The sequence below is a fragment of the Arenimonas aestuarii genome (assembly GCF_054781715.1).
On sequence record NZ_BAAGTW010000004.1, the window covers coordinates 1,264,285 to 1,288,344 of the forward strand.

Below are 24,060 nucleotides of genomic sequence, written 5' to 3' on the forward strand. Positions count from 1 at the left end.
TGATGCATTTGGGGGGTGCGAATCATTCTGGCGAGGTGTAGGACGACTGCAGCAGGACTTCGGCGCGGCCAGCGGCCACGGCACGGGCCGTGATGCGGTAGCGCGGACCGAGGCAACCGGCCTGGATCGGGACCTCGCGGTCACAGCCGGGCCAGTTCGGCGCCTGGCCCATGTATTCGATGAAATAGGCCGGCGTCACCGAAATGCCGTCGGCACTCACCGCCGTGGCGTTGAAATAAGGCGGGCTGGCCTGCAGCCACCGGTCCACGTAGGCATCCTGGTTGGTGGGGTTGGGCTCGCCGCACAGCCCGGTCGTGCACGAATCCGTGTACTGGAAGGACTTGGTGGTCGCTGTCCGCGCCTCGGCTTCCCGGAGCGCCGACTCGGCCGCCTGGAACATCAGGCCCCGGTCGAAGGTATTGGCCGACATGCGTTCTTCCATCATCGCGCCGCGCAGGCTGGCGAGCCCGAGCAGGGTCATGATCAGGAGAAGCATGAGCACCACCAGCAGGGCGACACCGCGCTGGCTGGAACGGGAATGGATCGGGAAGGAAGGCGTCATGGCGTGCGGTTCCGCAGGGTGACGACATGGGAAAGCTGGCGGGAAAGCGCGGCGTTGTCGGTGCCCCGGATCTCATTGGCCGACTGCACGCCGGCAACGGCCACCAGGCCGAGGTCGATCCGGACGGCGTTCACGTCCCGCCAGGCCGTGGCGGGGACGCTCGTGGCCGAGACGTAGGACGCCGCACCGGGCACCAGGTAGGTGATCTGCATGTCCTGCACGCCTTCGGTGACTTCCTCCGGCGGGTTGGTCAGGTTCCGGCGATACAGGGAACGACCGCCACGACCGTTGTTGCCGATGTACCAGACGCCGGACGCGAATTTGGCCACGACTGCGTTGTCGGCGTACTGCTTGCCGTCCTTGGGCTTGGACGCGCAGTCGGGATCCACCGGGAAGCTCAGCGCCTTGCAGGCATTTCCGGGGACCTGTGAGTTGCCGGTGTTGTGCACGACCTGCAGGGTTCCGCCGGCGTTGGGGCCCGACATCTGGAAGATCGTGGCCTGCGAATAGTCGCAGATGAGCAGGACGTCCCCGACCTCGAACCCATGGTCGGTCGTGTTGGTGAAGATGGTGGCGGAGGCCGGCACGTGCTTGCTGACCGTCACGCCGGCATCGGCCATGCCCCGGTACTCGAAGGCATCGGTGCCGGCCACGCGCTCGCCCGCGGCCGTGCCGAACGGCGCGACGGCAATGGCCTGGTTGCCATCATGGCCGCGGATGCCGTCACCCCAGCTGTAATCGAAGCCGGCCGTGTTCTTGAGCACGTTGGCAACCGGGATGTTCTTGCCGCAGACGGTGCCGCCCGCCTCGCGGATTTCGCGCGCCATCAGCTCGAAGGCGACGCGTCCGTTTTCCTGCATGCGGCCCAGGGTTTCGGTGGCGTTGTAAGTGCGCTTGTTCGAGATGAAGATGCCGCCGGCAGCCGCAACGACGATCAGTCCGACCACCAGGGCCACCATCAGCTCGATCAGGCTGAAGCCCCTGGAACGGACCGGGGTGCGCCTTGTATTCCTCAGGTTCGCTTTCATATCCGGCTCGTCGTCGTCAGGGTTTCATTGGCATCGCCGCCGCTGGCGCGGGAATCATTCCAGCGGATGGTGATCGTGCAGATGTTCGCGGCGCAGGCAATGCTGCCGCAGGCCGAGTCGCCCATCGTGGCCTTGAGCGAACTGATCCAGGTGCTGTGGTCGCTCGAGACCAACGTGCCGCCCGCCGCAGGAACGGTGCAGGTCATGCCGACGTTGTAGGAATTGGCGCGCGCCGCCGTGGCGTTGGCACGCATCGCGTCGAGGATGGCGTAGCTCAGCACCGTCGCCTGGGTCCGGTCGAAGGCGCTCTGGCTGTTGCGCAGGGTCACGGCCTGCAGGGCCGCAATGCCCAGCAGGCCGACCGCCATGATCAGCACGGCGATCAGGACCTCGATCAGGCTCAGGCCGGACTGGCGCCGCGGGGCGCGTGGAGGGCGCATGCGATTCATTCTGGTGACTCCTGGGCAGATCATTGGTTGGCCGGCGCGGCGCAGGCGGCACTGGCCGCGGGGGCATCCACCGACACCCGCGAACCCGACAGGCGAACCAGGCGGGCATTGTTGGGCGGCCGGGTGGTGACAACACAAACCTGCAGCGTGGCCGTGAGGATGTTGCGGTCGTTGCCCGGGCGGGCCAGGCCGTCCGGTCGGAAGGTGATGCGGTGCGCGGGCGTCGCACCGGAAATGGCGGCGCTCACCCCGACCACGGCCGGTGCCCGCACGGTGGTGTCGCGCACCACGACTTCACCGCCGGATACGGCGCCGTCGCGGTTGGTGTCTACGAAGGCGATGTGGCGGGACCAGTCGGTGCCACCGCAGCCGGTGCCGGTGGTACTGGGGCAAACCACGACCCGGGTATTGCGGCGCAAGGCCTCCATGCGCGCCAGCTGCAGCCCGGCAAGGACTTCATTGGCGCCGCTGGCAAGGCGGTTGTTGGTGATCATGATCTGGAAGTTCGGGAATGCGATGGCCGAGACGACGGCGATGATGACGATCACCACCACCAGTTCGAGCAGCGTGAAGCCGCCCTGGGGCAGCGTCGGGTACCGTGCGTTTCGGGGGGAGGCGTTTGCAGTCATGGGATTCCCCAGGATTTCAGTGGTCAAGGTAGTCGGGGCTTCGCCTGGTCGCTACCTCCAGCCGATGGGCGGGTGATTCCGGGGCCCGAGTGGCCCCGGCCAGGCCAGGCCCCGGGACTGGCATGATGGTGCCGACCGGAGAGCCCGTGATGACCCGCAGCGACGTTCACCCTACCCCTATCGAACTGCTCTGGAAGGCCCCGGCCATCACTGCGCTGGTCGTGGCCGGCGAGGCATTGGCGCTGGTGCTGGCGCTGGCGCCTGGCGTGTCCGCCGATCGCTGGGTGTATTTTGGCCTGGCTTCGTTGATGATCCAGTGGATCGTGCTGCTGGCCCTGTCCGGCACCTTCCTCTTCCGCGGCGTTTTCCTGCGCCTTCGCCCGGCTGCCCAGGCCTGGATGGCCCTGGTCCTGCTGCTGGCGGCGACCTGGACCACGGGCGGCCTGGCCGCCTGGCTGCTTCCAGACAACCCTCCCGGACGCGCCGGTCACGACCTGGCCTGGATCGCGCGCTTGTCCGGCATGGCCCTGGCGATGGGCCTGCTGGGGCTGGCGGCCTTCCAGAGCGTCTGGCGCTCCCGGCAGCTGGCACTGCAGGCCAAACAGTCCGAACTTGAGGCCCTGCAGGCGCGCATCCGCCCCCATTTCCTGTTCAACACCCTCAATACCGGCGCCGCCCTGGTGCATGCGCGCCCCGGCGAGGCCGAGCAGCTGCTGCTGGACCTGGCCGACCTGTTCCGGGCCGCCCTTACGGGGCCGGCCGAATTGCCGCTGAGCGGCGAACTCGAGCTGGCCCGGCGCTACCTTGAGATCGAACGCCTGCGTTTTGGTGAGCGCTTGCAGGTGAACTGGAGCCTGCCGCCCACCCTGCCCGACGTGGTGGTGCCCGCCCTGTCCATCCAGCCCCTGGTCGAGAACGCCATCCGCCACGGCATCGAGCCCTCGCCCAGGGGCGGCCGCCTGGACATCGCGGTAGTGGAGGAGGTGGACCAGGTGCGCGTGGTGGTCAGCAACGACCTGCCGCCCACGGGGCGCAAACCCGCCGCGGGCCACCAGGTCGGCCTGGCCTCGGCGCGCGAGCGCATCCAGGCGCTGAGCGAGGGCCGCGGTCGCCTGGAAACACGCGTACTGGACGGCCGCTACGTCGCGACCATAACCCTGCCCGTCGCCTAGCCGTCGACGACCTGGTAGCAGGGCACGTAGTCACCGGCGATCTTCATGCGGCGCTGTTCGACGAAGGCACGCAGCAGGGCGTCGAGCGCCGCCATGATGTCCTTGTCGCCGGCGATGCGGAACGGTCCGTACTTCTCGACCTCGCGCATGCCCTCCTCCTTGACGTTGCCGGCGACGATGCCGGAGAACGCGCGGCGCAGGTCCGCCGCCAGCAGGTGCAGGGGCTGGTCGCGGTGCAGGTTCAGCCCGGCCATGGCCCGGTGGGTGGGCGCGAACGGCTGCTGGAACTCGAACGGGATGTGCAACGACCAGTTGAAGAAAAACGCGTCCTGCTCGTGCAGGCGGTGGTCGCGGACCTTGCGCAGGCCCTGGCGCATCGCCGTCGCCACGGCCACCGGATCGTCGACGATGATCTGGTAGCGCCGGCGCGCTTCGTCGCCCAGGGCGAGCTTCAGGAACTGGTCGATCTGCTCGAAATAGGCGGCGGACTCGCGCGGCCCGGTCAGGATCAGCGGGAACGGGAGCTCGCTGTTCGACGGATGCAGCAGCAGGCCGAGCATGTAGAGGATTTCCTCGGCCGTGCCGACGCCGCCGGGGAACACGATGATGCCGTGGCCCAGCCGGACGAAGGCCTCGAGGCGCTTTTCGATGTCCGGCATGATCACCAGGTGGTTGACGATCGGGTTCGGTGACTCGGCCGCGATGATGCCGGGCTCGGTGATGCCGATGTAGCGCGGCTTCCAGTGCCGCTGCTTGGCGTGGGCGATGGTGGCGCCCTTCATCGGGCCCTTCATCGCACCCGGACCACAGCCGGTGCAGATGTCCAGGCCGCGCAGGCCCAGTTCATAACCCACGCGCTTGGTGTAGAGGTACTCGTCGCGGCCGATCGAGTGACCACCCCAGCACACGACCAGGCTGGGCTCCATGTAGGACTTCATCACCCGCGCGTTGCGCAGGATCTCGAACACCGCCTCGGTCATGCCCGTGCCGGTCCCCAGGTCGATGCGACCACCCTCGGCCACCTCGTTGGCGTTGTAGACGATGTCGCGCACGACGGCGAAGAGGTTCTCGGCGATGCCGCGGATGATCTCGCCGTCCACGAAGGCTTCGCCCGGGGCGTTTCGCAGTTCGATCTTGATGCCGCGGTCCTGCTGGTGCACTTCGATGTCGAAGCCGGCGTAGCGCTGGGCGGCGGCGCGCGGGTCGTCGCAGTCGCTGCCGCTGGTCAGCACGGCCAGGGCGCAGCGGCGAAGCAGGTCGCGTTGGCCGCCGGTGGAGGCATCGGCCAGGCGCGCGACTTCGTCGCGGGAAAGGATGTCCAGGCCACCGCGCGGGGAGATGCGGGCGTTGACGGTCGTGGAGGAGGCTGGCGTGTCGCTCATGGTGCTTTTTACTCTTCGTCTTTTCTTTTTCGAACTCCGGACTCTAGCACCGGGCGGATTGCCGTAGCAGCCACAAAAGCAAAGGGCCGGCGGTTGCCCGCCGACCCTTGCCGTGCCTCACCGGTTTACCGGATCAGAACTTGTAGCGGAAGCCCAGCTGCAGCGACCAGCGGGAAATGGCGCGGTCGTCGTAGATGCGGGTGCTGTCCGGGGTGTTGAAGCGATAGACGTACCGGCCGGTGGCCGCGTCGATGCCGCCGTACTCGACGACACCACGGCTGCCCGGGAAGCCGATCTCTTCGATCTGGCCCCAGTCCTTGTCGATCATGTTGCCGACGTTGAGGATGTCGAGCCAGATCTCGGACTTGTGGCCCTCGAAGAAGCCCGGCAGTTCCTGGCTGATGCGCACGTCGAACTGGTTCACCCACGGAGCGCGGGCGCCGTTGCGCTCGGCCACGCGGCCACGGTTGGCGCGCAGGTACTCGTCGTTTTCGACGTAGGCCCAGAAGGCCGCCTCTTCCGCCGCGCTGCCGAACAGCACGTCGCCCGGACCCGACGGGATGTAAAGCAGGTCGTTGCCGAAGCGGCCGTCGCCATTGGCGTCGTTGTCGAACACGTAGCTGAACGGGCGGCCGGAACGGCCTTCGTAGAACATCGAGACGCGGGTCGCGTAGTCACCGAAGAAGCGCTTCTCCCAGCTGACGGCGGCCACGAAGCGGTCCTTGATCTCGTACGAGGAGGTCGCGGAGACCTCTTCGTTCGGGTTGAAGGTGTTGTTGTTGCCCCACTGCGAACCGGAGGTGGAGCTGGTCAGCGGGCTGACTTCCTCGGCGTTGGTGTAGGTGTAGGACGCCATCCAGGACCACGGGCTCTCGCCGTTGTTCATCTTGCTCAGCGAGAACGAGATCTGCTGCGACTCACCTTCGGAGGTCGGGCGGGCGATGATCGCGTCGGTGAAGCTGCTGTCGCGATTGGCGCGGGCGCTGACGCCCGAACCCGAGCCGAACTGGTTCCAGCGCGCCGGATCAAGACCGTTGGCGTTCCAGTAGATCAGGCGGCCATCCTGGCCGACCGCGGTCGGCGCACCCAGGTTCAGGTGCTGGTAGTAGATCGCCTCTTCAACCTCGGAGAAGATCACCTCGGCAGAAGCGGTCAGGCCCCAGAACGGAAGCTCGTGGTCCCAGGCCAGGTTGGCCTTCCACACCGACGGCTGGCCCAGGTCCGGGTCGACGAAGTCGACCGACTGGGTGCCTGCGCTTACGCCGGCCGGCACCAGGACCAGCTGGCCGTTCGGATCGGCCACGAAGCAGCGGCCATCCGAGGTGTTGCAGGGCGTGCTGAGGCCGCTGAACAGGCTGTAGTCGATGTAGCCGAAGCCGGTGTTGGTGAACGGATTGGACAGCCAGACGTTGGCCGCCGAACCCTGGAACAGGCCGATGCCGCCGCGGATCTGGGTCGGGCGGTCGCTGTCGAAGGTGTAGTTGAAGCCGAAGCGCGGCTGCAGCAGGCCGTTGCCGTCGATGGTCGAGCTGTTGTCGAAGCCGAAGGTGGCCTCAGCGGCAGCGTTGTAGGTCGGGTCGGAATCAACCATCGGCTCGTCGTAGCGCAGGCCGAAGCTGAGGGTCAGGTTGTAGTTGACCGCCCAGGTGTCCTGCACGAACAGGCCCAGGTTCTCGATGCCCCAGATCGCCGCGGTGTTGTCGCGGTTGCCGCCAGCCGGGTGGTAGTAGCGGAAGAAGCTCGGGGTGCCGTTCTGGAAGTCGGCGATCGAGTTGAAGGTGTAAACACCGTTGCTGCGGCGACCGAACAGGTTGTAGATGTCGTTGTCTTCGTAGTCGACACCAAACTTGAGGGTGTGGTCGCCGACGAACAGGTTGCCGGCCAGGTAGGCGTTGAGCGTCTCGGTCTCGAGGATGTTGGCGTGGGTGTTTTCCTCGGTGCCGAAGTTCACGGTCGCGTTGCCGACGCGCACGGCCACGGCCGGCAGGTCGACGGACGGGGTGCGCACGGCCGAGTAGTCACGGTACGAGACCTTGGCTTCCGTCGAGAAGTTCGAGGTCCAGTCGCTGAACAGCTGCGCCGTGTAGGTGTCGAACTTGTAGTCACGCTGGTAGGCGTAGGTGCTCAGCGCAATGGCGTTGGTGCCGAAGCCCGGGAAGTTGGCGACGCTCTGGTCGGAGGTGCCGACGCGGAACGCGGCGCGGTGGGCGTCGTTGATGTTCCAGTCGATCTTCAGGCCGTACTCTTCACCGGTGGTGTCGGCGCCGCCAGCGCCGAAGGTGCCGGCGTCGAAGCCGTAACCCTGGGCGATGCCACGGATGGCGTCGATGTCGCCCTGGGTGACGTTGACGATGTTCGAGGCACCCGAGCCAACCGGACCGAAGTTCGGGCCGGGCGCGCCCTGCTCGTACTTCTCGTAGTTGAAGAAGAAGAACAGGCGATCCTTGATCAGCGGGCCACCGAAGGTCACGCCGTAGGTGCGCTCGTCCTCAAAGCCGGAGAAGTCGCTGCCGTCTTCGTTGTCGCGGACCATCGAGTTGTCGCGGTACAGGCCGTAGACCGAGCCGCTGAAGTTGTTGGTGCCCGACTTGGTGACGGCGTTGATCACGCCGCCGGTGCCACCGGAGATGGTGACGTCGTAGTTGGCCACGTCGATCGCGATTTCATCGATGACGTCCATCGAGAACGGCTGCTTCGGGGTCGGCAGGCTGTTGGACTCCAGGCCGAAGGCGTCATTGGTGCTGATGCCGTCGATGCGGATGGCGTTGTAGCGCGGGTTCTGGCCGCCGACCGAGATCTCGTTGCGGGACTTGTCGGTCTGGGTGACGCGCGGGTCGAGGCGGGCGTAATCCTGAAGGTTGCGCTCGATCGACGGGAACGCCTGGATCTGGGCGTTGGTGACATTGGTGCCGGCGCCCATCTTGTCCGACGAGAAGATCTCGGACGCGACGTTGGCGCCGGTGACTTCGATGGTCGCCAGGGTGGTGGCGTCTTCGCCCAGGGTGGCGTCAACCGAGGTGACGTCGGCCAGCTGGAGGTACACGCCCTCGCGGACTTCGGTCACGCCGTCCTTGACGATGGTGATCGTGTACGGGCCACCCACGCGCAGGCCGCGCGCGGCGTAACGGCCGTCGGCGCCGGTGATCGCGTTGCTGACCGTGCCCGAGGGCGTGTGCAGGATGGTGACCTGCGCGCCGGTGACCGGCTGCGCGTCGGCACCTACGATTCGGCCGCTGACGCCGGCGGAAGTGTTCTGCGCGAAAGCCGGCGCCGCCGCGAGGGCGATGGCGAGGCCGAGGGAGAGCTGCGAAAGCCGAACCCGGTTGCGATTGGTCATGGTGAAAACCCTGATTTAAGGAAAGTGTCGGAATTTTGTCTGCGGCGTCCCGCCGCGGTGCCTGACGGGACAGGCACGGCTAGTCCTTGATGGATTGCCGCGTTCGGGAGGTCCCCTGCCCCGTGGCAATAACAAGAGTTTAACACGCTAACCGGCTTACATGTCATTCAGGTGACAGCGCGATTGCCCGCCTGGGCACCCCTCAGCCCAGCCCGGGTGCCCGCAGGTAGGCAGCCACGCCGTCGAGCAGCATCTGGACCGAAATGGCCACCAGCAGCATGCCCATCAGGCGCTCCACGGCGGTCAGGACCCGCATGCCCAGGACCTTGTAGAGGTAGGTGGCCGAGAACAGCAGGGCCGCCGTGGCCGCCCAGGCCAGCACCAGGGCCAGGCTCCAGTCGGCCATCCGGCCCGGTTCCTGGGCCGCCAGCAGCATCACCGCCGCCATGCCCGAGGGGCCGGCGACCAGCGGGATGGCCATGGGGACAATGAAGGGCTCGCCTTCGGGCACTTCCCCGAACATGCCTTCGGGGCGGGGGAAGATCATCTTGATGCCGATCAGGAAGAGCACGATGCCGCCCGCGATCGACACCGACTCCTGGCGCAGGTGCATGGCCTCGAGTACGTACTTGCCGCCCCAGAGGAAAACGAACAGCACCCCCAGGGCGATGAGCAGCTCGCGCAGCAGCACCCGGCGCCGCCGGGCCGCCGGCAGCGGCTTGAGCAGGCCCAGGAACACCGGGATGTTTCCCAAGGGGTCCAGGATGAGGAACAGCAGCAGGGCTGCCGACAGCATGGTCATGCCGGCACCCGGGGCGCCCACACGGTGCCGCGGTGGGCCAGGCCGGCCGGCGACAGCAGGTGCACGCAGGCCGCGGCATAAGCCGCCGGGCCCGGGACCCGCAGCTGGGTTTCATCGGCGTAGGCGCGGGCCCGCAGGTCGGTGCGCATGGGGCCGGGCTCGAGGCCGGACACACGCACCGGGGTCTGGTCGGTTTCGGCGCTGAGCTGGCGCACCAGGTTGGCCAGGCCCTGTTTGGCCAGGCCATAGGCGCCCCAGTAGGCCTTGCCGACCCGGGACGGGTCGTCGGTGGTGAAGACCACGGCCGAATCGCCCGACTTGCGCAGCCAGGGCAGGCAGGCCTGGGTCAGCAGCCAGGGCGCGGTGAAGTTGACGTGCAGGCAGCGCACGAAGGCTTCCGGCTCGGTCGCCTCCAGCGGCGCCAGGCCGGTGAACTCGGCGGCGCAGTGCAGCACGCCGTGCAGGCCGCCCAGTTCGGCGGAAATCTTTTCCGCGAGCTGGGCGTAGTCGGCGGGGTCGGCCCCGGCCAGGTCCACGGGGTACAGCGCCGGCTCGGGCCCGAGCGCCTTCACGGCGTCATAGACCCGGTTGAGCCGGGGCAACTTGCGGCCCAGCAGCACCACGGTCGCGCCGGCGCGCGCGCAGGCCTTGGCGGCTTCGGCGCCCAGGCCGCCGTGCGCACCGGTGACCAGGATGACCCGGCCGGCCAGCGCATCGGCTTCGACCGCGGGCAGCGGGGCGGGTGTGTCGTTCATGCGGCTTTCTGCGCCTCGGCGACCATGCGCGCCAGTTCGCCGCTATCGAGCAGGTCCACGGTGATGTCGCAGCCGCCGATCAGTTCGCCGTTGACGAACAGCTGCGGGAAGGTCGGCCAGTCGGAATAACGCGGCAGGTTGGCGCGCAGTTCCGGGTCGGCAAGCACGTTGACGGTGTGGAAGCCGGTGGCGCCGGCCGTCTTGAGCGCCTGCGCGGCGCGGCTGGAGAAGCCGCACATCGGGAACTGCGGCGTGCCTTTCATGAAAAGCACGATCGGGTGGCCTTCGACCTCGGCCTTGATACGGTCCATGACGCTCATGTGAAGCTCCGTTTCGCCGCGAACCGGGTCCGGCCCGCGATGGGGCTAGAATTATACGGCTCGGCGCCCCACCGGCGCCTTCCCCCACCCGAAAGGAGTCAGCCCATGGCCATCGAACTTCCCGCCCTGCCCTACGATCGCGCCGCCCTCGAGCCGCACATCTCGGCCGAAACGATCGATTTCCACTACGGCAAGCACCACCAGACCTACGTCACCAACCTCAACAAGATGATCGAGGGCACCGAGTTCGAATCGATGGATCTCGAGGCGATCATCCGCAAGTCGCAGGGCGGCATGTTCAACAACGCCGCCCAGGTCTGGAACCACACCTTCTACTGGAACTGCCTGTCGCCCAACGGCGGCGGCGAGCCGACCGGCGCGCTGGCCGATGCCATCAACAAGGCCTTCGGCAGCTTCGCGCAGTTCAAGGAACAGTTCTCCCAGACCGCCATCACCACCTTCGGCTCCGGCTGGGGCTGGCTGGTGCAGCGCCCGGACGGTTCGCTGGCCCTGGTCAGCACGCCCAACGCCGCCACGCCGCTGACCGGCAGCGACAAGCCGCTGCTCACCTGCGATGTCTGGGAACACGCCTACTACATCGACTACCGCAATGCCCGGCCGAAGTACGTCGAGGCGTTCTGGAACCTGGTGAACTGGGACTTCGTCGCCAGCCAGATGGCCTGAGGCCGGATGACGCCAAGTCTGCTGTCGATCCGGCGGCTGTCCTGCGCGTATGCGGGGCAGCCGGCGGTGCGCGGGATCGACCTGGACCTGGGTCCGGGCGAACTGGGCTGCCTGCTCGGCCCCAGCGGCTGCGGCAAGACCACGCTGCTGCGCGCCATCGCCGGCTTCCACCCGCCGGAGGCAGGCGAACTCAGGCTGCGGGGCAAGGACGCCCTGCCGCTGGCGCCGGAGGCGCGCGGCCTGGGATTCGTGTTCCAGGACCTGGCGCTGTTCCCGCATCTCACGGTGGCTGAAAACGTCGGCTTCGGCCTGCACAGGCTGGGCCGCTCCGAACGTCTCGAGCGCACCCGGGAAACCCTTGCGCTGATCGGCCTGGACGGGCTGGACCAGCGTTTCCCGCATGAACTTTCCGGCGGCCAGCAGCAGCGCGTGGCGCTTGCCCGGTCGCTGGCGCCGCGGCCGGACCTGCTGCTGCTCGACGAACCTTTTTCAAGCCTCGACGCCGACCTGCGCGGACGGCTGCGCGAGGACCTGCGCGGCCTGCTCCGGCAACTGGGCATCGCCGCGCTGCTGGTCACGCACGACCAGGAGGAAGCCTTTGCGTTCGCAGACACCGTGGGCGTGATGCAGGGTGGGCGCTTGCTGCAGTGGGCGCCGGGCTTCGAGCTCTACCACCGGCCCGCCACGCCCTTCGTGGCGTCGTTCGTCGGTGAGGGGCGTTTCCTGGCGGCACGCGTGATGCCGGGCAACCGGGTCGCGACGGCACTGGGCGAGCTGGACGTAGCGCGGCCCATGCCCTGGCCGGAAGGCAGCGAAGTGCGTGTGCTCCTGCGCCCCGACGACCTGCGCCCCGTGGACGAAGGCGGCATCGAAGCCGAGGTGACGGCGATCGCCTTCCGCGGCGCCGAGACCCTGCATACCCTGCGCCTGGGCGACGGCACCGTGCTGATGGCGCTGGTGCCGAGCCACCAGCAGCGCCAGCCGGGCAGCCGGCTGCGCGTGCATCCCGACCTGGCCCATGTCGTCGTCTTCCAGGACGAAGAAAAGCCGGGTCCTGAATCGGGTTTCCCCGCGGGCTGACACCTGCATGGCCAGGGTCGGAGGACGTCCGCCCCTCGCCCCGGTGCCGCGTCGCCGGCGCTAGCGCAGGCGGGTGATGACCGGCGCGACCTGTGCCTCGCGGCCCAGTCCGGCGCCCACGCGCGCCAGCGCTTCCGCCAGTTCCGCCGGGCTGTCTGCACGAAGCGTCGCATGGCCCACTTTGCGACCCTCGCGCGGCGACTTGCCGTAGTCGTGCCAATGGCCGCAGGCCTCGGCCAGCACCGGCGCCGCATCCGGCATTTCGCCGATCCAGTTCAGCATCACCGCGTGGCCGACCGCGCGCGTACTGCCCAGCGGCAGGCCCAGCACGGCGCGCAGGTGGTTCTGGAACTGCGAGGTTTCCGCGCCCTCGATCGTCCAGTGGCCGGAGTTGTGCACCCGCGGCGCCATTTCATTGGCCACCAGCACGCCGTCCTTGAGGAACAGCTCCAGCGCGAACACCCCCACGTAATCGAGCGCCTCGGCGACGCGGCGGGCCGCGTCCAGGGCCTGGGCTTCCAGCGCCGGGTCGGCATTGGCCGGCGCCAGGCTGGCGGAAAGGATGCCGTGGTCGTGCCAGTTCTCGGTCAGCGGCCAGGCACGCAACTCGCCGTCGCGGCCGCGCACCGCCACCACCGACAGCTCGCGCTGGAAGGCCACGAAGCCTTCCAGGATCAGGCCGACACTGTCCGCCTGGGCGCCCAGCGCCTTCCAGGCTGCATCGGCATCGGCCGGCGACTTGATGCGGAACTGGCCCTTGCCGTCGTAACCCAGCCGGCGGGTCTTGAGGATGCAGGGGGTGCCGACGGAGGCCAATGCCGCGTCCAGCTCATCGCGGCTGTCGACGGTGGCGAACTCGGGCACCGGGATGCCCAGTTCACGGAACAGGGTTTTTTCCGCCAGCCGGTCCTGGGCCACGGCCAGCGCGCGGGGATTCGGGAACACCGGTACGCGGTCGGCCAGCCAGCGCGCGCTTTCGGCAGGCACGTTCTCGAAGTCGAAGGTGGCGACGTCCACGCGCTCGGCGAATTCGGCCAGGCCGGCCTGGTCGCGGTAGTCGGCTTCCAGCATCGGCGCGAACTGGCCGGCGCAGGCGTCGGGCGTGGCGTCGAGCACCAGGAAGCGCAGGCCCAGCGGTGCGCCGGCCAGGGCCATCATGCGGGCCAGCTGCCCGCCGCCAAGGATGCCGACGGTGGTCACGGCTGGCGCGGGTCCGCGTGTTCGAGCACGTCGCGGGTCTGGTCGGCGCGGAAACGCGCCAGGGCCTCGCGCACGCCGGCATCATGCTGGGCCACCAGCGCGGCGGCGAAGAGGCCGGCGTTTGCGGCGCCGGCGACGCCGATAGCGAAGGTCGCCACGGGGATACCCGCCGGCATCTGCACGATCGACAGCAGCGAATCGAGACCGTTGAGCGCCTTGCTCTGCACCGGCACGCCCAGCACCGGCACCGGCGTCATTGCGGCAACCATGCCCGGCAGATGGGCGGCGCCACCAGCGCCGGCAATGATCGCGCGCAAGCCACGGCCTTCGGCGGCCTTGGCGTATTCGGCCAACAGGTCGGGCGTGCGGTGCGCGGAGACCACGCGCACTTCGTGCGCCACGCCCAGCTTCTCGAGCCGCGACACGGCGTGCTGCATCGTCTCCCAGTCGGAACGGGAGCCCATGATGACCCCGACCAGCGGGTTGTTGGCGGCTTGGTTCATGGCGGCCCACTTCGGCAAAAGGCTATTCTAGACCCTTGCCCACCGTCCGGACACCGGCCCCCATGGACCGTAAATTGCTCGACATCCTGTGCTGCCCGACCAGCAAGCAGCCCCTGGCCCTGCTCGGCAGTGCCGAGCTGGAGGCGATCAACCGTGCCATCACCGGCGGCGGCGTCACCCGTGCCGACGGCAGTCCGCAGGCGGGGGCCCTGGCCGAGGGCCTGGTGACCCGCGACCGGCGCACGGTCTACCGGGTGGACGATGGCATCCCGGTGCTGCTGGCCGACGAGGCCCTGGCCACTGACCAGATCGACGGTTTCCCGCGCTGACATGGCCATGCCTGTTGCCGCCCCGCCTGCCGAGCTTGTGGCTGGCGACGTCGCGCGCGCCCTGGCCGAAGACCTGGGCAGCGGCGACGCCACCGCGCAGCTGCTGCCCGATGAAGACAACCAGGCCTACGTGATCGCCAAGGAGGCTGGCGTGATCGCCGGCCGGCCCTGGTTCGACGCCTGTTTCCTGGCGCTCGACCCGGCCATGCAGATCGATTGGCGCGTGGACGAAGGCCAGGGCGTCGAGGCCGGCACCGTGCTCGTCACCCTGCGCGGCCGCAGCCGGGCCCTGGTCAGCGCCGAACGGCCGGCGCTGAACTTCCTGCAGACGCTGTCTTCCACCGCCACGCGCACCGCCGCCTACGTGGCCGCGCTGGCCGGCAGCAAGACCCGCGTGCTCGACACCCGCAAGACCCTGCCCGGCCTGCGCCAGGCGCAGAAATACGCCGTGCGCGCCGGCGGCGGGCTCAACCACAGGATGGGCCTGTACGACGCGGTGATGCTCAAGGAGAACCACATCCATGCCGCCGGCTCGATCGCCGCGGCCGTCGCGGCGGCGCGCTCGCTGCACCCGACACTGCCGCTGATCGTGGAGGTGGAAACGCTCGACGAACTCGACCAGGCCCTGGCCGCCGGCTGCGACCGCATCCTGGTCGACGAGTTCGGCGACGCCGACCTGCGCGAAGCCGTGCGTCGCGCCGCCGGCCGGATCCCGCTGGAGGTATCGGGCGGCGTCACGCTCGAAGGCCTGCCGGCCATTGCCGCCACGGGCGTCGACTATGTGTCGGTCGGCGCACTGACCAAACACGTGCATGCGCTGGACCTGTCGCTGCGACTGGGGCCGCCGCCGCGGTAGATCAGCCGCGGTTGAGGATCATCGCGACGATCACCAGCAGCGCCGCCGCCGTCAGCATGATCGGCACCCACTTGCTGACGCCCGCGGATGCCGCGACCGGCGTCTTGGCCTCGGGTGCGGCGACGCGGGTGGCCTGCTGGGCCATTTCCATGCCCGGCGCGACCAGGATCAGCCGCACCGAATCCAGGCGCAGTTCGTCGCCCGGCTTGAGGAAACCCTGCTGGATACGCTTGCCGTTGATGTAGGTGCCGTTCGACGAGCCCAGGTCCTCGACCTGCAGGCCATCGGGCGTCGGCTTGACCAGGGCGTGCCGGCGCGAGATTTCCTCGGCGGCCACTGAGATGTCGGCTTCGTCGGCGCGGCCGATGACCACCGGACCGGTGACCGGGTAAACCTTGCCGAAGACCGCGCCCGATACGCCCCGAAGCACGAACTTGGGCACCGCCATGCGAACGCGCGTGGCGCCGTTGTCACCGTCTTCGTTCGCCGCGGACCCCCCGCCCGCGGCCGGCGCGGAACGCGCCGCCTCGACGATGGCGAAGCGGGCCTGCACCGGTCCGATGCCGATCATGTCGCCGGCACGCAGCGCCATGATGTCCGACACCGGCTTGCCGTTGACGCTGACCGGCCCGCCCTCGGCGGGCACCTGCAGGTTTGCACCGGTAGTGGTCACGTGGATTTCGCAGTGGTGCGCCACCACGCCCTCGGCCTGCAGGATGACCGCGCCCTCGGCCGCCGAACCGATTCGGTTGACGCCATGGCTGAGCAGCACCTGCGGATGTTCGCCGTTCGGAAACACCAGTTTCATCTTCGCTCTCCTGCGAATCGCCGCCCGCCGGCCGGGCCGGGGTCCGGGCCTATCTTAGCCACGTCTTCACGAACCGGGGAGGGGGCAGCTTGTGGCGGGGCCTGACCGCCCCCACACTCCGTGCATGCTCGGCACCCTGCTCGCCTCCCTCTTCGCCATGGCCGTGGTCGTTTTCTGGTATTCCGGACGCGCCGCCGCGGAAACAGCCACTGTCATCGGACAGCGCGCTTGCGCAAGGGCGGGCGTGCAGTGGCTGGACCAGAGCGTGCATTTGCTGGCCATCCGCCCGCGCCGCGGGCCGGACGGCTGGCTGGGCCTGGAGCGCCATTACGGCTTCGAGTACTCCACCGGCGGCGAAGACCGCCACACCGGCCGCATCGTGCTGCATGGGCGCAGGCTCAAGGCCCTGGCCGGCCCCGTGCCGCCGTCGCCGGACAGCGGGACTATTTGACCACGCGAAGATGGCTGCGCCGCGGCGCGTCGCCGCCCACGTCGGGGCCCGACGGCGGATCGTCGGGTGATTCATCCCCGCCCAGGTCGGCACCGTCATCGGGAAGCATCATGCCCTGGCCGGTTTCCTGGGCGTAGATCGCCAGCACCGCGCCCACCGGCACGTAGACCGACTGGCTGACGCCGCCAAACCGCGCCATGAAGCTGACGCCCTGGTTGTCGATGAGCAGTTGGGCGACCGCGCGCGGGGCGATGTTGAGCACCACCTTGCCGTCCTTCACCGTTCCGGCCGGCACCTGCACGTCGTCGCGCTCGGCGTCCACCAGCAGGTAGGGCGTCATGCCGTTGTCGTTGATCCACTCGTTGAGCGCCCGCAGCAGATAGGGGCGGTTGGATCCCATCCGGGGTGCCTGGGTCATTGCGGGATATCGCGCAGCGCCCTTTCTTCCGGGGTCAGGCTGCGCAGGTAGGCCGGATTGCGGAAGATGCGGTTGCCATAGTCCTCGATGACCTTGGCCTCCTTGGGCAGCTGCACGCCCAGGGACGGCAGGCGCCAGACGATCGGCGCGATCGCGCAGTCGGCCAGGCTCATTTCCGGGTTCAGGAAGAACTTGGAGGCCTTGAACAGGGGCAGCGACGCGATGAGCAGTTCCTTCAGGCGCTTGCGGCCGGCGTCGGCCTGGGCCTTGGTGCCGTGCTGCACGGCCTGCACGTGCGGGACCCAGTCGTGCTCCAGGCGCAGCATCGCCAGGCGCAGGCGGGCGCGCGAGAGCGGGTCCACCGGCATCAGCGGCGGGTGCGGGTAACGTTCGTCGAGGTATTCCGACACCACCGAGGCCGCGTACAGCACCAGGTCGCGATCCACCAGGGTGGGCACGGAATGGTAGGGATTGAGGTCCACCAGGTCTTCGGGCGGGCTGGTCGGGTCAACCGGAATCAGGTCGTAGCTGACGCCCTTGGCCGCCAGGACCAGCCGGACTCGGTGGCAGACGACGCAATCGCGGGCGGAGAACAAGGTCAGGGCGTTGCGAATGCGCGGACTGGCAGCCATCAAGGGATCCCCCAGGGTGCCGCCAGCCCCTGCCGGCGGTCATCGGAAGCCTTAACCCTGCCCGAAATGCCGGCTTTACCGCAAGCCGGGGGCCCGGAAAAACAAAGGGCCGCCAAAAGGCGGCCCCAAGTTACTGATTCGATTGGAAATCAGTGCACGTCGCGCCAGTATTCCAGCTTCAGCAGGTAGGCGATGAAGGTGAAGAAGGCCAGGAACAGGATGACCCAGACGCCGATCGACTCGCGCTTGAGGGCGGCCGGTTCGGCCACGTACTGCAGGAAGGCGCTGATGTCGCGGGCGGTGCGGTCGAACTCTTCCGGGCTCTGGCGGCCGGGCGTGGCCAGCTCGAGCTTGCTCAGGTGCGCGGCCCCGTCTTCGCCCTGGTCGTAGACCGGGCGCTGGATGCCCTGCAGTTCCCAGAGCACGTTGGGCATCGAGGCACCGGGGAACACGGTGTTGTTCCAGCCCACCGGGCGGGCTTCGTCGATATAGAAGCCCTTGAGGTAGCTGTACACCCAGTCGGAACCACCCAGCTTGGCGCGCGAGACCAGGCTCAGGTCGGGCGCGGTCGCGCCAAACCAGGCCTGGGCGTCACCGGCCTTGATGCCGGTGCGGATGGTCTCGCCGATGGCGGCCTGCGGCGGCACCAGGTACTGCTCGACGAGCTCGGGCGGCAGGTCCAGGTCGCTGGCGATGCGCGAGTAGCGGTGCATCGACAGCGCATGGCAGCCCGCGCAGTAGTTCATGAACAGGCCGGCGCCGCGCTGGAGCGACGCCTTGTCGCTCAGGTCGGTACCCGCGTGCTCCAGGGCCGGGCCGGGGCCGGCGGCCAGGCCAAGCGCCGGCAGCAGCGCCAGCAGGAAGGCGAAACAGCGCAGCTTAGTCATGCGAAGGCACCCGCTCGGGAACGGCCTTGGTCTGGCCCATGGCGGACCAGAAAGGCATGAAGATGAAGAAGGCGAAGTAATAGGTGGTCAGGATCTGCGCCACCAGCTTCTGGAGGTTCGAACCCGACTGCGCGCCCAGCCAGCCCAGCACCACGAAGCTGATGCAGAACAGGGTGATCAGCACCTTGTGCAGCATCGGGCGGTAGCGGATGGAGCGGACCTTGCAGCGGTCCAGCCACGGCAGCGCGAACAGGATCATGGTGGCGCCACCCATGACGATCACGCCGAACAGCGGATGCGGAATGGCGCGCAGCATCGCGTAGAACGGGGTGAAGTACCAGACCGGCTTGATGTGCGCCGGGGTGACCATCGGGTTGGCTTCGATGAAGTTGTCCCACTCCAGGAACCAGCCGCCCATCGTCGGCGCGAAGAACACGATGAAGGCGAACAGCACCAGGAAGAAGCCGGCGCCGAACAGGTCCTTGACCGTGTAGTAAGGATGGAAGGCGATGCCGTCACGCGGCTTGCCCGTGGCCGGGTCCTTGACCTTCTTGATGTCGACGCCATCGGGGTTGTTCGAACCCACCTCGTGCAGCGCGCCCAGGTGCAGCACGACCAGCAGCAGCAGCACCAGCGGCAGCGCGATCACGTGCAGGGCGAAGAAGCGGTTGAGGGTGGCGTCGGCGACCAGGTAGTCGCCGCGGATCCACTCGGTCAGCTCGGGGCCGATGAAGGGAATGGTGCCGAACAGGTTGATGATCACCTGCGCGCCCCAGTAGGACATCTGGCCCCAGGGCAGCACGTAGCCCATGAAGGCTTCGGCCATCAGCACCAGGAAGATCACCACGCCCAGCACCCAGACCAGTTCACGCGGCTTCTGGTAGGAGCCGTAGATCAGGCCGCGGAACATGTGCAGGTACACCACCACGAAGAACAGCGAAGCGCCGGTGGAGTGCATGTAGCGGATGAGCCAGCCCCACTCGACGTCGCGCATGATGTACTCGACCGAGGCAAAGGCCTCGGTGGCGGACGGCTTGTAGTGCATCGTCAGGAAGATGCCCGTGACGATCTGGTTGACCAGCACCAGCATGGCCAGCGAGCCAAAGTAGTACCAGAGGTTGAAGTTCTTCGGAGCGTAGTACTCCGACATGTGCTTCTTGTATGCCGGCACCAGGCCCGGGGTGCGGTCGTTGAACCAGGTCACGACCCCGTCGACGGTTCGGGAGAACTTGCTGGCCATCAGGCGGCCTCCTCGGGAGCGACGCCGACCATGATGCGGGTGTCGTCGATGAAATGGTAAGGCGGCACCTTGAGGTTGGAAGGCGCAGGCACGCCCTGGAACACGCGGCCGGCCAGGTCGAAGCGCGAGTTGTGGCAGGGGCAGTAGAAGCCGCCCATCCATTCGCTGTCGAAGGGCTGCGGCTGCAGTTCCGGCACGTAGGTGGGCGAGCAGCCCAGGTGGGTGCAGATGCCGACGATGACCGCCACTTCGGGCTTGATCGACCGCGCCGGGTTCTTGGCGAAGGCCGGGGTCTGGTCGACGTTCTCCGAATCCGGATCGCGCAGCTGTTCGTCGAGCGTGGACAGCGCGCCCAGCTGTTCGGGCGTGCGCTTGAAGATCCAGACCGGCTGGCCGCGCCACTGCACGATCATGCGCATGCCGGGCTCGAGCTCGATCTTGCTGATGTCGACCTCGACCGGGGCGCCGGCCGTCTGGGCCCGGGCACTGGGCTTCCAGGAACTGATGAACGGCACCGCGACGAACCCGACGCCCACCGCGCCGACCACGGCGGTGCTGGCAGTCAGGAAGCGGCGACGCCCCGTGTTGACCCCTTGGTTAGCCATCCGGCTCTCCGAAACGTTTGCTAAGTGGCTGAAAAACGGCTGCCTGCCCACAGGGGGCCGGCAAAGACGCGCAATTGTAGCGGACGCGGCGCGAGAGCGACAACGCCGGATTTTGGCTGGCCGGGCCGAGCCGGGCCCGGGGGCCTCAGTTGCCCGCGAGGGCGCCGCGGTAGCGGTCGGCGAGCAGGCCCACGCGCTGCACGTAGCGCTGGGTCTCGGCATAGGGCGGCACGCCGCCGTGGCGGTCCACCGCGCCTTCACCGGCGTTGTAACCGGCGGCCGCCAGGGTCAGGTCGCCGTTGTAGCGCTTGAGCAGCCAGGCCAGGTACTGCACCCCGCCGCGGATGTTCTGTTCGGGCTGGAACACGTCGCTGACGCCGAAACGGCTGGCCGTCGCCGGGATCAGCTGCATCAGGCCCTGGGCGCCGGCATGCGAGACCGCGTTGGGCCGGAATGCCGACTCGGCATGGATGATCGCCCGGACCACCGCCTCTTCCACCCCGAACTCCTGGGCGGCGGCCTTCACCTCGCCGGAGTAGGCATCGAGGTTCAGGCGCACGTTGCCGAAGTCCACGCCGGGAAGCACGCCGCAGGCGTAGCAGGTCTCGACGTAACTGAACAACATTTTCGCGCCGGCGCCAGGCTGCGGCACGTTGGTGTAATGCACGACGCCGTCGCGTTCGAACTTGTAGACCGCGCCGCGGGTGACCCGGGCCCCCGACGCGGCGGCGGGGGCCGCCAGCGTCTGGCCGGCCGAAGCGGTCTGGAAGCGCACCCGGGCGGCCGACTTGCTGCCCGCCCCGCCACCGCCCGTTGCCGAAGGCGCGGGCGCCCGGGGCCGGGCATCGGCCGCGGTGTAGGTGGAAACGGCCTTGCAGCTGGATCCGGCGATCTTCTTGCCCGTGTAGTTGGGCACGCCGTCCGCACCGGTGCACCGGTAAAGAGTGCCCGCCGTCGCCGGAAGGGCGACGGCCAGCAGCAGGCAGGCCAGCAGGGTCGGACGGGGATCCATGGCGGCGAGGTTTACTCCTTGCCGGGGCAATTGCCAAGGCTTTTGGCGGGAAAATCGCGGTTCCCCCCTGAAAACGTCGGTCCAGGGCCAGCCCGGACAGCCACCGGGGCTACAATGGCGCCCCCTCCGGAACGGATTAAGCGCCGCCATGCCCGGGACTTCGCCTGCCAAGGGCAAGCTCTACATCAAGACCCACGGTTGCCAGATGAACGAGTACGACTCGGCCCGCATGGCCGACGTGCTCGCCGCCGAACACGGCCTGGAACTCACCAGCGACGAGGCCGAGGCCGACGTCATCCTGGTCAACACCTGTTCGATCCGCGAAAAGGCCCAGGAAAAGGTCTTCTCCCAGCTTGGCCGGTGGAAACACCTCAAGAAGGACAAGCCGGTGCTGATCGGCGTCGGCGGCTGCGTCGCCAGCCAGGAAGGCGACGCCATCCTCAAGCGCGCGCCCTACGTGGACCTGGTCTTCGGCCCGCAGACCCTGCACCGCCTGCCCGCCATGATCGACGCACGCCGCGCCCAGGGCCGGGCCCAGGTGGACATCAGCTTCCCCGAGATCGAGAAGTTCGACCGCATGCCCGAGCCGCGCGCGGAGGGGCCGACGGCGTTCGTCTCGATCATCGAAGGCTGCAGCAAGTACTGCTCGTTCTGCGTGGTGCCCTACACCCGCGGCGAGGAAGTGAGCCGGCCCTTCGACGACGTGCTGCTCGAATGCGCCCAGCTCGCCGCCCAGGGCGTGCGCGAGATCCACCTGCTGGGCCAGAACGTCAATGCCTACCGCGGCGCCACCGTGGACGGCGACCAGGCTGACCTGGCCCTGCTGATCCGCGCCCTTGCCCAGATCGAAGGCATTGGCCGCATCCGCTACACGACCTCGCACCCGGTCGAGTTCACCGACGCGCTGATCGAGGCGCACCGGGACGTGCCGCAGCTGGCGCCCTTCCTGCACCTGCCGGTGCAGTCGGGTTCGGACCGCATCCTGGCGGCGATGAAGCGTGGCCACACCGCGCTCGAGTACAAGGCCAGGATCCGCCGCCTGCGGGAAGCCTGCCCCGGCATCACCATCAGTTCGGACTTCATCGTCGGTTTCCCGGGAGAAAGCGACCGCGACTTCGAGGCAACGATGAAGCTGATCGAGGACATCGGCTTCGACCAGAGCTTCTCCTTCGCCTACTCGCGGCGCCCGGGCACGCCAGCCGCCAACCTTCACGACGAGGTCCCCGCCGACGTCGCCAGCGCCCGCCTGCAGCGCCTGCAGGCCGCGATCAATGACAACGCCCGGCGCTACGCCGAGGCGATGGTGGGCACGGTGCAGCGGGTGCTGGTCGAAGGCCCCAGCGCCAAGGACCCGGACGAGCTGACCGGGAAGACCGAAAACATGCGCAACGTGAATTTCCCGGGCGGCCGGCGCCTGGTTGGCCAGTTCGTGGACGTGCGCATCACCGAGGCCCGCACCAATTCCCTGCGCGGCGAAGTGATATGAGCAAACAAAAGACGCATCGGGACTTCGTGCTGGAACCGCAGGACGTGGAGCGGCTGGCGAACCTGGCCGGGCCCTTCGACGAACACCTGCGCCAGATCGAGCTGCGCATGGGCGTGGAGATCGCCAACCGCGGCCACGTGTTCCGGGTGACCGGCGAAACCAAGCCGGTCGAGGCGACCGAAAAACTGCTGCACGCGCTATACGAGGAAACCGCCAGCGAAACCCTCGATCCGCACAAGCTGCACCTGCGCATGGGCGAGGCCAGCCTCGAGCACATCGACGAAGGCTTCGCGCCGCAGGATGTCGCCATCCGGGTCAAGCGCGGCACCATCCGCGGCCGCGGCGACAACCAGCAGAAGTACCTGCATGCCATCGCCACCCACGACATCAACTTCGGCATCGGTCCGGCCGGCACCGGCAAGACCTTCCTGGCCGTGGCCATGGCGGTCGAGGCGCTGAACGAAAGCCGCGTGCAGCGCGTGCTGCTGGTGCGACCGGCGGTCGAGGCCGGCGAAAAGCTCGGCTTCCTGCCTGGCGACCTCAGCCAGAAGGTCGACCCCTACCTGCGACCCCTTTACGACGCCCTGTACGAAATGCTGGGCGTCGAGAAGGTGGCCAAGCTGCTCGAGCGCAACGTCATCGAAGTCGCGCCGCTGGCCTACATGCGCGGCCGCACGCTCAACGACGCCTTCATCATCCTCGACGAGGCCCAGAACACCAGCATCGAACAGATGAAGATGTTCCTCACCCGCATCGGTTTCGGCAGCACGGCCGTGGTCACCGGCGACCTGAGCCAGATCGACCTGCCGAAACACCAGAAATCTGGCCTTCGCGACGGCATCGACGTGCTGCGCGGGGTCGACGGCATCAGCTTCACCTTCTTCACCGCCCGCGACGTCGTCCGCCACCCGCTGGTGGCGCGCATCGTCCGGGCTTACGATGCGCGGGACGGCAAGGAGTCGCAGGAATGAGCCGGACGCCGCTGGACCTGGACGTAAGCGTCAGCTACGGGCTGCCCCGCAAGGGCCTGCCGGCCGCGGTCAGCTTCCGCCGCTGGGCCGAGGCCGCCGCGAAGGGCCGCATCCGCCGCGGCGACCTCGCCATCCGCGTCGTGGACACCAAGGAAGGCCGGGCCCTGAACCGCCACTACCGGGGCAAGGACTACGCCACCAACGTGCTCAGTTTCCCCGTGGACCTGCCAGAAGGGGTGGACCTGCCGCTGCTGGGCGACCTGGTCATCTGCGCCCCCGTGGTGGCCCGGGAGGCGAAGGAGCAGGGCAAGCCGCTGGCCGCCCACTACGCCCACCTCACCGTGCACGGCGTGCTGCACCTGCTGGGCCTGGACCACGACGACGAGCGCGAGGCCGAAGCCATGGAGCTGCTCGAGCGCGAGATCCTCGCCGGGCTGGGCATTGCCGACCCGTACTGAAGCC

At 68.2% G+C, this 24,060-nt stretch carries 27 protein-coding genes; 9 read left to right on the plus strand and 18 right to left on the minus strand.

The window, feature by feature from the left end:
- Positions 1-22 precede the first annotated feature (22 nt).
- From ACYVJH_RS06955 to ACYVJH_RS06970, 4 genes are read right to left on the minus strand one after another with little or no spacing between them, the layout of a single operon-like run.
- Positions 23-562, minus strand: a complete 540-nt coding sequence (locus ACYVJH_RS06955; RefSeq protein ID WP_460453882.1) for a pilus assembly PilX family protein — start codon at positions 560-562, stop codon at positions 23-25.
- Positions 559-1,590: a prepilin-type N-terminal cleavage/methylation domain-containing protein gene (locus ACYVJH_RS06960; protein WP_460453883.1), complete on the minus strand. Its 1,032-nt coding sequence runs from the start codon at positions 1,588-1,590 to the stop codon at positions 559-561. Before ACYVJH_RS06960 ends, ACYVJH_RS06955 begins: the two co-directional genes overlap by 4 nt.
- A complete protein-coding gene (gene pilV / locus ACYVJH_RS06965) occupies positions 1,587-2,039 on the minus strand; it encodes a type IV pilus modification protein PilV (protein ID WP_460453884.1) in 453 nt (150 codons plus the stop codon). The genes ACYVJH_RS06960 and pilV overlap by 4 nt, the downstream gene beginning before the upstream one ends.
- Positions 2,040-2,059: 20 nt before the next feature.
- Positions 2,060-2,668: a GspH/FimT family pseudopilin gene (locus tag ACYVJH_RS06970; RefSeq protein ID WP_460453885.1), complete on the minus strand. Its 609-nt coding sequence runs from the start codon at positions 2,666-2,668 to the stop codon at positions 2,060-2,062.
- Positions 2,669-2,817: 149 nt separating this feature from the next.
- Between ACYVJH_RS06970 and ACYVJH_RS06975 the strand changes: the two genes are divergently transcribed.
- Positions 2,818-3,840, plus strand: coding sequence for a sensor histidine kinase (locus ACYVJH_RS06975; RefSeq protein ID WP_460453886.1), 1,023 nt, complete (start codon positions 2,818-2,820; stop codon positions 3,838-3,840).
- Here the strand turns inward: ACYVJH_RS06975 and ppnN are convergent.
- The 5 genes from ppnN to grxD form a co-directional block, all read right to left on the minus strand.
- On the minus strand, positions 3,837-5,222 hold the full coding sequence (gene ppnN, locus ACYVJH_RS06980; RefSeq protein WP_460453887.1) for a nucleotide 5'-monophosphate nucleosidase PpnN: 1,386 nt from the start codon (positions 5,220-5,222) through the stop codon (positions 3,837-3,839). The genes ACYVJH_RS06975 and ppnN overlap by 4 nt on opposite strands.
- A 133-nt stretch (positions 5,223-5,355) precedes the next feature.
- A complete protein-coding gene (locus tag ACYVJH_RS06985) occupies positions 5,356-8,559 on the minus strand; it encodes a TonB-dependent receptor (protein WP_460453888.1) in 3,204 nt (1,067 codons plus the stop codon).
- 202 nt (positions 8,560-8,761) lie between these two features.
- A complete protein-coding gene (locus tag ACYVJH_RS06990; RefSeq protein WP_460453889.1) occupies positions 8,762-9,361 on the minus strand; it encodes a YhgN family NAAT transporter in 600 nt (199 codons plus the stop codon).
- Complete coding sequence (locus tag ACYVJH_RS06995; RefSeq protein WP_460453890.1) at positions 9,358-10,116, minus strand: SDR family NAD(P)-dependent oxidoreductase; 759 nt, start codon at positions 10,114-10,116, stop codon at positions 9,358-9,360. The genes ACYVJH_RS06990 and ACYVJH_RS06995 overlap by 4 nt, the downstream gene beginning before the upstream one ends.
- Positions 10,113-10,436: a Grx4 family monothiol glutaredoxin gene (gene grxD / locus ACYVJH_RS07000; protein WP_460453891.1), complete on the minus strand. Its 324-nt coding sequence runs from the start codon at positions 10,434-10,436 to the stop codon at positions 10,113-10,115. The genes ACYVJH_RS06995 and grxD overlap by 4 nt, the downstream gene beginning before the upstream one ends.
- Before the next feature lie 105 nt (positions 10,437-10,541).
- Between grxD and sodB the strand changes: the two genes are divergently transcribed.
- Entirely contained in the window at positions 10,542-11,120 is a 579-nt protein-coding gene (gene sodB / locus ACYVJH_RS07005; protein WP_460453892.1) for a superoxide dismutase [Fe], read from the plus strand.
- A 6-nt stretch (positions 11,121-11,126) separates the two neighbouring features.
- Positions 11,127-12,200, plus strand: a complete 1,074-nt coding sequence (locus ACYVJH_RS07010; protein ID WP_460453893.1) for an ABC transporter ATP-binding protein — start codon at positions 11,127-11,129, stop codon at positions 12,198-12,200.
- 60 nt (positions 12,201-12,260) lie between these two features.
- Here the strand turns inward: ACYVJH_RS07010 and ACYVJH_RS07015 are convergent, their stop codons facing one another.
- Both ACYVJH_RS07015 and purE read right to left on the minus strand, forming a co-directional pair.
- Positions 12,261-13,400, minus strand: coding sequence for a 5-(carboxyamino)imidazole ribonucleotide synthase (locus tag ACYVJH_RS07015; RefSeq protein ID WP_460453894.1), 1,140 nt, complete (start codon positions 13,398-13,400; stop codon positions 12,261-12,263).
- Positions 13,397-13,903, minus strand: a complete 507-nt coding sequence (gene purE, locus ACYVJH_RS07020) for a 5-(carboxyamino)imidazole ribonucleotide mutase (RefSeq protein WP_460453895.1) — start codon at positions 13,901-13,903, stop codon at positions 13,397-13,399. Before purE ends, ACYVJH_RS07015 begins: the two co-directional genes overlap by 4 nt.
- Positions 13,904-13,965: 62 nt before the next feature.
- Between purE and ACYVJH_RS07025 the strand changes: the two genes are divergently transcribed.
- Positions 13,966-14,232: a Trm112 family protein gene (locus ACYVJH_RS07025; protein ID WP_460453896.1), complete on the plus strand. Its 267-nt coding sequence runs from the start codon at positions 13,966-13,968 to the stop codon at positions 14,230-14,232.
- A gap of 7 nt (positions 14,233-14,239) precedes the next feature.
- Positions 14,240-15,088 (plus strand): carboxylating nicotinate-nucleotide diphosphorylase, encoded by an 849-nt coding sequence (gene nadC, locus ACYVJH_RS07030; RefSeq protein ID WP_460453897.1) that lies wholly within the window; start codon positions 14,240-14,242, stop codon positions 15,086-15,088.
- A 1-nt stretch (position 15,089) separates the two neighbouring features.
- Here nadC and ACYVJH_RS07035 read toward each other — a convergent pair whose 3' ends face one another.
- The gene (locus ACYVJH_RS07035) at positions 15,090-15,896 is read right to left on the minus strand and encodes an FHA domain-containing protein (protein ID WP_460453898.1); all 807 of its coding nucleotides are present in this window, start codon (positions 15,894-15,896) and stop codon (positions 15,090-15,092) included.
- A gap of 124 nt (positions 15,897-16,020) precedes the next feature.
- Between ACYVJH_RS07035 and ACYVJH_RS07040 the strand changes: the two genes are divergently transcribed.
- Complete coding sequence (locus ACYVJH_RS07040) at positions 16,021-16,347, plus strand: DUF3301 domain-containing protein (protein ID WP_460453899.1); 327 nt, start codon at positions 16,021-16,023, stop codon at positions 16,345-16,347.
- Here the strand turns inward: ACYVJH_RS07040 and ACYVJH_RS07045 are convergent.
- The 6 genes from ACYVJH_RS07045 to ACYVJH_RS07070 form a co-directional block, all read right to left on the minus strand.
- On the minus strand, positions 16,340-16,765 hold the full coding sequence (locus ACYVJH_RS07045) for a ClpXP protease specificity-enhancing factor (RefSeq protein ID WP_460453900.1): 426 nt from the start codon (positions 16,763-16,765) through the stop codon (positions 16,340-16,342). The genes ACYVJH_RS07040 and ACYVJH_RS07045 overlap by 8 nt on opposite strands.
- Positions 16,762-17,397, minus strand: coding sequence for a glutathione S-transferase N-terminal domain-containing protein (locus ACYVJH_RS07050; protein WP_460453901.1), 636 nt, complete (start codon positions 17,395-17,397; stop codon positions 16,762-16,764). Before ACYVJH_RS07050 ends, ACYVJH_RS07045 begins: the two co-directional genes overlap by 4 nt.
- A 149-nt stretch (positions 17,398-17,546) precedes the next feature.
- Entirely contained in the window at positions 17,547-18,284 is a 738-nt protein-coding gene (locus tag ACYVJH_RS07055; protein ID WP_460453902.1) for a cytochrome c1, read from the minus strand.
- Positions 18,277-19,524 carry a cytochrome b gene (locus ACYVJH_RS07060; RefSeq protein WP_460453903.1) on the minus strand — a complete coding sequence of 416 codons (1,248 nt, stop codon included), beginning with the start codon at positions 19,522-19,524 and terminating at the stop codon, positions 18,277-18,279. The genes ACYVJH_RS07055 and ACYVJH_RS07060 overlap by 8 nt, the downstream gene beginning before the upstream one ends.
- Positions 19,524-20,129, minus strand: coding sequence for a ubiquinol-cytochrome c reductase iron-sulfur subunit (gene petA, locus ACYVJH_RS07065; protein WP_460453904.1), 606 nt, complete (start codon positions 20,127-20,129; stop codon positions 19,524-19,526). Before petA ends, ACYVJH_RS07060 begins: the two co-directional genes overlap by 1 nt.
- Before the next feature lie 145 nt (positions 20,130-20,274).
- Positions 20,275-21,141 (minus strand): lytic transglycosylase domain-containing protein, encoded by an 867-nt coding sequence (locus ACYVJH_RS07070; RefSeq protein ID WP_460453905.1) that lies wholly within the window; start codon positions 21,139-21,141, stop codon positions 20,275-20,277.
- A 148-nt stretch (positions 21,142-21,289) separates the two neighbouring features.
- Between ACYVJH_RS07070 and miaB the strand changes: the two genes are divergently transcribed.
- Genes miaB through ybeY form a run of 3 tightly spaced genes read left to right on the plus strand, consistent with a single transcriptional unit; the run spans position 21,290 to position 24,056 of the window.
- Positions 21,290-22,627, plus strand: coding sequence for a tRNA (N6-isopentenyl adenosine(37)-C2)-methylthiotransferase MiaB (miaB, locus tag ACYVJH_RS07075; RefSeq protein WP_460453906.1), 1,338 nt, complete (start codon positions 21,290-21,292; stop codon positions 22,625-22,627).
- A complete protein-coding gene (locus tag ACYVJH_RS07080; protein ID WP_460453907.1) occupies positions 22,624-23,598 on the plus strand; it encodes a PhoH family protein in 975 nt (324 codons plus the stop codon). The genes miaB and ACYVJH_RS07080 overlap by 4 nt, the downstream gene beginning before the upstream one ends.
- Positions 23,595-24,056, plus strand: coding sequence for an rRNA maturation RNase YbeY (gene ybeY / locus ACYVJH_RS07085; protein ID WP_460453908.1), 462 nt, complete (start codon positions 23,595-23,597; stop codon positions 24,054-24,056). The genes ACYVJH_RS07080 and ybeY overlap by 4 nt, the downstream gene beginning before the upstream one ends.
- Positions 24,057-24,060 lie beyond the last annotated feature (4 nt).

Excerpts from the sequence above, each read along its gene's own strand:
- purE (WP_460453895.1), bottom strand. The coding sequence starts at position 13,903 with ATGAACCAAGCCGCCAACAACCCGCTGGTCGGGGTCATCATGGGCTCC.
- sodB (WP_460453892.1), top strand. The coding sequence starts at position 10,542 with ATGGCCATCGAACTTCCCGCCCTGCCCTACGATCGCGCCGCCCTCGAG.
- ACYVJH_RS06995 (WP_460453890.1), bottom strand. The coding sequence starts at position 10,116 with ATGAACGACACACCCGCCCCGCTGCCCGCGGTCGAAGCCGATGCGCTG.
- nadC (WP_460453897.1), top strand. The coding sequence starts at position 14,240 with ATGCCTGTTGCCGCCCCGCCTGCCGAGCTTGTGGCTGGCGACGTCGCG.
- ACYVJH_RS07050 (WP_460453901.1), bottom strand. The coding sequence starts at position 17,397 with ATGGCTGCCAGTCCGCGCATTCGCAACGCCCTGACCTTGTTCTCCGCC.
- ACYVJH_RS07035 (WP_460453898.1), bottom strand. The coding sequence starts at position 15,896 with ATGAAACTGGTGTTTCCGAACGGCGAACATCCGCAGGTGCTGCTCAGC.
- ACYVJH_RS07060 (WP_460453903.1), bottom strand. The coding sequence starts at position 19,524 with ATGGCCAGCAAGTTCTCCCGAACCGTCGACGGGGTCGTGACCTGGTTC.
- ACYVJH_RS07070 (WP_460453905.1), bottom strand. The coding sequence starts at position 21,141 with ATGGATCCCCGTCCGACCCTGCTGGCCTGCCTGCTGCTGGCCGTCGCC.
- ACYVJH_RS06990 (WP_460453889.1), bottom strand. The coding sequence starts at position 9,361 with ATGACCATGCTGTCGGCAGCCCTGCTGCTGTTCCTCATCCTGGACCCC.
- ACYVJH_RS06985 (WP_460453888.1), bottom strand. The coding sequence starts at position 8,559 with ATGACCAATCGCAACCGGGTTCGGCTTTCGCAGCTCTCCCTCGGCCTC.
- ACYVJH_RS06960 (WP_460453883.1), bottom strand. The coding sequence starts at position 1,590 with ATGAAAGCGAACCTGAGGAATACAAGGCGCACCCCGGTCCGTTCCAGG.
- ybeY (WP_460453908.1), top strand. The coding sequence starts at position 23,595 with ATGAGCCGGACGCCGCTGGACCTGGACGTAAGCGTCAGCTACGGGCTG.
- ACYVJH_RS07045 (WP_460453900.1), bottom strand. The coding sequence starts at position 16,765 with ATGACCCAGGCACCCCGGATGGGATCCAACCGCCCCTATCTGCTGCGG.
- ACYVJH_RS07080 (WP_460453907.1), top strand. The coding sequence starts at position 22,624 with ATGAGCAAACAAAAGACGCATCGGGACTTCGTGCTGGAACCGCAGGAC.
- ACYVJH_RS07025 (WP_460453896.1), top strand. The coding sequence starts at position 13,966 with ATGGACCGTAAATTGCTCGACATCCTGTGCTGCCCGACCAGCAAGCAG.
- miaB (WP_460453906.1), top strand. The coding sequence starts at position 21,290 with ATGCCCGGGACTTCGCCTGCCAAGGGCAAGCTCTACATCAAGACCCAC.
- pilV (WP_460453884.1), bottom strand. The coding sequence starts at position 2,039 with ATGAATCGCATGCGCCCTCCACGCGCCCCGCGGCGCCAGTCCGGCCTG.
- petA (WP_460453904.1), bottom strand. The coding sequence starts at position 20,129 with ATGGCTAACCAAGGGGTCAACACGGGGCGTCGCCGCTTCCTGACTGCC.
- ACYVJH_RS07055 (WP_460453902.1), bottom strand. The coding sequence starts at position 18,284 with ATGACTAAGCTGCGCTGTTTCGCCTTCCTGCTGGCGCTGCTGCCGGCG.
- ppnN (WP_460453887.1), bottom strand. The coding sequence starts at position 5,222 with ATGAGCGACACGCCAGCCTCCTCCACGACCGTCAACGCCCGCATCTCC.
- ACYVJH_RS06970 (WP_460453885.1), bottom strand. The coding sequence starts at position 2,668 with ATGACTGCAAACGCCTCCCCCCGAAACGCACGGTACCCGACGCTGCCC.
- ACYVJH_RS06975 (WP_460453886.1), top strand. The coding sequence starts at position 2,818 with ATGACCCGCAGCGACGTTCACCCTACCCCTATCGAACTGCTCTGGAAG.
- ACYVJH_RS06955 (WP_460453882.1), bottom strand. The coding sequence starts at position 562 with ATGACGCCTTCCTTCCCGATCCATTCCCGTTCCAGCCAGCGCGGTGTC.
- ACYVJH_RS07010 (WP_460453893.1), top strand. The coding sequence starts at position 11,127 with ATGACGCCAAGTCTGCTGTCGATCCGGCGGCTGTCCTGCGCGTATGCG.
- ACYVJH_RS07040 (WP_460453899.1), top strand. The coding sequence starts at position 16,021 with ATGCTCGGCACCCTGCTCGCCTCCCTCTTCGCCATGGCCGTGGTCGTT.
- grxD (WP_460453891.1), bottom strand. The coding sequence starts at position 10,436 with ATGAGCGTCATGGACCGTATCAAGGCCGAGGTCGAAGGCCACCCGATC.